The 5127-nt window shown below is 31.6% G+C and carries 4 protein-coding genes and 1 pseudogene; 2 read left to right on the forward strand and 3 right to left on the reverse strand.

What is annotated here, in order from left to right:
- Positions 1 to 761 (forward strand): helix-turn-helix domain-containing protein (locus tag GMC_RS19620; protein WP_010521948.1); only part of this gene is annotated, 761 nt, incomplete at its 5' end.
- A 190-nt stretch (positions 762 to 951) separates the two neighbouring features.
- Here GMC_RS19620 and GMC_RS0109695 read toward each other — a convergent pair.
- Together GMC_RS0109695 and GMC_RS19625 are read right to left on the reverse strand one after the other, a co-directional pair.
- The gene (locus tag GMC_RS0109695; RefSeq protein ID WP_010521949.1) at positions 952 to 2100 is read right to left on the reverse strand and encodes a glycerophosphodiester phosphodiesterase; all 1149 of its coding nucleotides are present in this window, start codon (positions 2098 to 2100) and stop codon (positions 952 to 954) included.
- A gap of 395 nt (positions 2101 to 2495) precedes the next feature.
- Positions 2496 to 3414 (reverse strand): annotated as a pseudogene (locus tag GMC_RS19625) (IS1595 family transposase).
- A 615-nt stretch (positions 3415 to 4029) separates the two neighbouring features.
- Here GMC_RS19625 and GMC_RS0109705 point away from each other — a divergent pair.
- Positions 4030 to 4485 carry a hypothetical protein gene (locus GMC_RS0109705; RefSeq protein ID WP_010521950.1) on the forward strand — a complete coding sequence of 152 codons (456 nt, stop codon included), beginning with the start codon at positions 4030 to 4032 and terminating at the stop codon, positions 4483 to 4485.
- Between the two features lie 304 nt (positions 4486 to 4789).
- Here GMC_RS0109705 and GMC_RS21695 read toward each other — a convergent pair whose 3' ends face one another.
- On the reverse strand, positions 4790 to 4948 hold the full coding sequence (locus GMC_RS21695) for a hypothetical protein (RefSeq protein WP_157998157.1): 159 nt from the start codon (positions 4946 to 4948) through the stop codon (positions 4790 to 4792).
- Positions 4949 to 5127 lie beyond the last annotated feature (179 nt).

A 5127-nucleotide genomic window follows, 5' to 3' on the forward strand; every position in this document is an offset into this window, starting at 1 on the left:
TTAATAATGAAAAACAACAGCTTGTTGCACACTATGTAAAAAAATACAAGGGAAATATTGTTAAATTAAATGGAGATACCTTTACTGCAACTTTTGAAGGGCCAAGTAAAGCCGTGCATTGCAGTATCGATTTGGATGAAATTTATAAAAGTGATCGTAAAAAAATAAGTATAGGAATCCATATAAAGGAATGTTTGGTAGGAAATCCCATTTGTAATGAGACTGAGGATTTTGCGATGTTTGTATTGGATGAATCCCAGCCTTATGAAATTTTATTGACGCAAACTGCTAAAAATTTACTGGTGGGTACAAGAGTCCGTTTTACGCAGCACAAAACATTATTTAAAGTAAAAAATGGATCCCCTTTATTGTTATTTTCTGTAACTGAAAAGCCTAAATATAATACAGCGCCTCTTCAAAACCAAACTAATATTTTGCCTCAAAATGATACTTTTTTAAACAAAGTGATAAAAAAAATAGAAGATCATATGAGTAATGAACACTTTGGAGTGGATATGCTTTTTAAAGAAATAGGGGTAAGTGAACGGCAATTGCAACGTAGGCTAAAAATTATTACCAATCAATCGCCCAGTAAATTAATTTGTTCAATGCGTTTGCATAAAGCAAAAGAATTAATAATAAATCAGCATAGTACAATTGCGGAAATTGCCTTTTTGGCAGGTTTTTTCAATCCTTCATATTTTTCTAAATGTTTTAAAAAAGAATTTTCAGTAAGTCCTTCGGAATTGATTAACTATTAATTAGGAGTAAAATAAAAGCCTTGTATTTATGCAAGGCTTTTGTCATTGTAGTGGTACCTATTTTTAAAGTATCAAACGAAAAAGAACCACTTTTATGGATAATTTAATGTTTGGAATGTTATTGTACTGAATTTTAGATTTTTATAAATTAAGTATCTTTTAAAATAAGGAGTTATATTATACAACAAATTTATTTAACCCAAGTATTTACCGCCTTAACAGCTTCATTGGTATAGTCCGTAAACATGCCGTCAATTCCAGCATCAAAAAACAAGTGATATTCAGTTTCAGGAGTTGCTCCACTCCATTGCATGTTTTCGTTTCTAAACGTATAAGGGTGCACTAATAAGTTGTTTTCATGTGCCAGTGTAATAAAATCAGTTGCAGGTAAAAGCTCAATTTCCCCAGTTTCTGATGTTTTGTAAGAAATTATAAAAGGCTTCCAGGGCCCAATGCCATCAGCATAAGTAGCGGTAAATTCCATTCCTTCTTTAGTAGCAAAAAACGCGTAAGTTCTTTCATCTCCACTTTTGAAAAAATCAAACGGGGATCCGTAAGAAATAAAATCACCTTCAGGAACATTAAAATCCAATGATCCATCTTTGTTAATGTTGTAAGTAGAAATTAGCTGTACTAGTTTAACAGATGATTTTGAGTTGATGTATTGCAATGGCGCAACTTCAAAACATTGTACAAATACTGGAGCACTTTGGCTATTCCAATTGGCTTTTTCAAGCGCATCGATTAATTTATCTTCCATTTTAAAATCAAAAATTTCATTATGAAATAAAGGATGTTTAATTTCAGGATAAATACCGATAGTTCTTTTTGCGGATTCAGTTTGTTTTTTTGCAAGTTCGATTACTTCTTCAAAAGTGGGAATGTCAAATTGATTGTCAAATTCTTTTGAACGACCATCAAATGCTTGTTTTGCTTTTAAAGTTTTAATCTGTGCTAGTGTAAAGTCGGTAGAAAACCAGTCTGTAACCATTTTTCCATCCAATTCTTTAGTGCTCTTTAAGTCAGCAAATTCTTCAATTTCAGCAACATTAGTAGTGCCCGATAACATAGGTTCATGCCTAACAATTAAATGACCGTCTTTTGTTAAAACCAAGTCTGGTTCTATAAAATCGGCGCCCAATTCAACTGCTTTTTCAAAACCTTCAAGCGTATGTTCAGGCAGTATGGATTGCGCTCCTCGATGTGCTATTACTAATGGTTTTTGAGCTTCAACAGGAGTAGGCGTGGGTGTTGGTTCTTTAGTATCATCGGAAGTATCGCAAGATGCTAATGTAATACCGATGAAGGCTGTAATAACAGCTAAATTTAAATTTTTCATTTGGTTGTAGTTTTAGTACAACAAATAAACCAACTTCGTATTACTAGAGCGTAACCATTAAATTACCTCAATATAACCTAATGTCGTTTTGAGGTTAAATTTTCTATCTAAAATGGAGTTCCTTTAAAAGAAAACTAAATTTTTCATTTTAAATAATTTAAAATTTTGACTGGTGTCGGAAGATTATAAATAAAAGCATTTTGGCTTGATACAGTAATGCTGAGAAAATTAAATATTTGGACTTATTTCATTAATAAATTTGTAATAAAGACGTTCCAGTAATCGTAAATATTTAGTTACAATATGTGCTGTGCCTGTCATTTCCTGTGAAAATTTTAAAATCCCTTTGTGTTTGGTTTTTAATCCTTCGGGAAGATTTATTTATGCATATCCGCTTAGTGTCCATTTGCTGTAATGCTAGCTATTACTAGCCTGTCAAAGATTTTCTCTCCAAAATACCTTCTATTAAGTTTGTATACGAATTCGTTAAGGTAGAGTTGAAGATATTTGGCTTTAATTTTATGATAAGTCCCTACAAAGTTCCTCTTTGCATTACTGATAGCTATATGCACCCACTTCAAAGTTTCTTTGGTAGTCTGTTCATTCGATTTTTCACTCATATGTACTTCTACATAATCAGCGATATTTACATATGAAGTACTTTGATCCGTGAAGACAATAGTTTGGTCATTATCTATTGCTGATTCTAAAGTATCATCCGTATGATCTGCTTTATGGCTTGTCAATACTTTAGCTTTAAAATACCTACACTGCCTTTCTTGCTTTTCCTGTATCAATATCTTCCAGAACCGTACTTTCAGCCATTATCATAACATTAGACTTGGTCTTGCTACCACAGCCTGACTTCTGAGTTTTTTGGGCTTGGTCTGATGCTTCTATAGTAAAATAACCTTCATCCATTTCTATCATCCCTTCCAAGGTATATCTATCATCTCGTTGTCCCATTGCTTTACGTAACTTGTGAACCATAGCCCATACAGGCTCATAGCGCTTTAATCCTAACTGGCGCTGTATTTCTTTTGAAGAAAACCCTTTCTTGGTGGCACTCAAAAGGAAGATCGTTTTATACCATATCATAAAAGACAACTTTGAACTTTCCATGATAGTACCACTACGTAATGAAGTTCTAGAATTGCACGATTTACATTGGTAACTCCACTTATTGATTAACCAATAATGGTCTGTACTTTGGCAACGCTTGCAAATAACACCTTGCTTATCTCGTTGTTCCTTAAAATGAAGACGACAACTTTTTTCATCTGTGAATTCTGCCCCAAAAGAAAATATATTCATGATTTAACCATCTTTAATTCAATACAATATACAAAAATTATTTCAATTTAGGATCTTTTGCGGATATACATAAAAGTTTTCTAAAACATTCATAAATTTCAATTTTTATTAATTAAGGGATATTGCAATATCAATGGCAAGATAATTATGGATGCTTACTAGATAGCTAGTTACAAATACCTGTTTTTTAAAGAATATAGCCACGATTAATACGAGTCCTAGTATACAATATTAGATTAGTGTTAGTGCTATTTAAAGTCGACCGTCTTATACTGGGTTCGATTTCAAATTACTCAAATAAAAATTAGGTATTTCTTGTTTGGACAAGAAAGAAAATACAAGAGTAGCCTTATCTACAGTGATGTTTAATATTTAAGTGTAAAGCGAAATAGAACCATTTTGAATGGGGAGTTTACTGTTGCAAACAGTATTACTGCAGCTAATGAGACAACATTTTATAAAAAGCTTGTAAACTAAGTACTCATTTAAAACTGTTTCAAACTATTTTAAACTATTTCAAAAAAAACTGTAGCGTTAAATACTAATATCAATACAATAGTGTTAAATAATATAAAAAAAATAGAACTCAATTGTTGTTAAACACATAAATTGCAAATGATTAAAAAAATATTTTATCTTTTAGTATTCATATCGGGATTGCAAATTAAAGCGCAATCAGAAACATTTTCTTGTTACAAGTGGGAGGGTGTTTCAAAAGAAGGGCATTTTATTTACGGAATAGCCAAGTCCAAACCCGAAGCTGAATATATTATTGAAGATTTTAATATTAGAAATTCGCGAACTCAATATAAAATGACTTTTTTTAATATTAAAAAAGGAAGTTTAAATGCAGCTTCATATCATTTATTTACCAGTCAATATCCACGAAAATATAGGGTATTGGATAGGTTTGAAATAGCAGCGATGCATATTTTTGAAATTGCCAATTTTGATAAAGCTGCTGCTTATTTAGCAGCAAATTCAAACAAAAATGACACTACTGCCAAACAGTATTTACAACAGCTTTTAAAAGAATATAAAATTTATAGGCTGCATGAAAAGGGCATTTGATTTTAAGCTTATATTTTTTGGTACTACTTTGTTACAGAATGCCTCCCCACATGTACGTGTTTTTAAACTGTAACAGTAAACTTACTATTTACAGATGAAAACTGCTTCTAGCAACTAAAAGATTTAACACTTAGGAGATTTTTTCTATTGGTTATGTTATTTACTTTAACCCACAACCCACAACCCACAGCTCACAATTCACAACTAAAAACAAATCACAAATACGCGTTTTAAATAAAAATGACAACCTTAATAATTAAGATTGTCATTGTGTTGTTGATAAAATCTTTTTTTGTTTGATAGGTCAAATAAACAAAAAAGGCTCGTCATCATCTTCATCTTCGTCATCGTCATCCAAATGAATTTTTGGAGACAATGTGTGGCTAACTTTGTGGATGTAACTTACAGTATTGTGGCTAAGAGTATGGTCTATTTTTTTTAAAATTTTGATGAACGTTTTCATTAGTTTGTTGGATTTTAAGATTGGTATAAATAAAAAAGACACCCTTTTGAGGTGTCTTTGGCTTTTTGATAGGTAAATTGTTACCTTAAATTTTTAGTGAGACACCCAGAACCTTTTTTGGTACACATACGCGAATAAGCATCGATAGCCTACATACAGTAAGTTTAATAGAGGAATGT

It is taken from the genome of Aquimarina agarivorans (assembly GCF_000218485.1).
Classification (GTDB): Bacteria; Bacteroidota; Bacteroidia; order Flavobacteriales; family Flavobacteriaceae; genus Aquimarina; species Aquimarina agarivorans.

Excerpts from the sequence above, each read along its gene's own strand:
- GMC_RS21695 (WP_157998157.1), bottom strand. The coding sequence starts at position 4,948 with ATGAAAACGTTCATCAAAATTTTAAAAAAAATAGACCATACTCTTAGC.
- GMC_RS0109705 (WP_010521950.1), top strand. The coding sequence starts at position 4,030 with ATGATTAAAAAAATATTTTATCTTTTAGTATTCATATCGGGATTGCAA.
- GMC_RS0109695 (WP_010521949.1), bottom strand. The coding sequence starts at position 2,100 with ATGAAAAATTTAAATTTAGCTGTTATTACAGCCTTCATCGGTATTACA.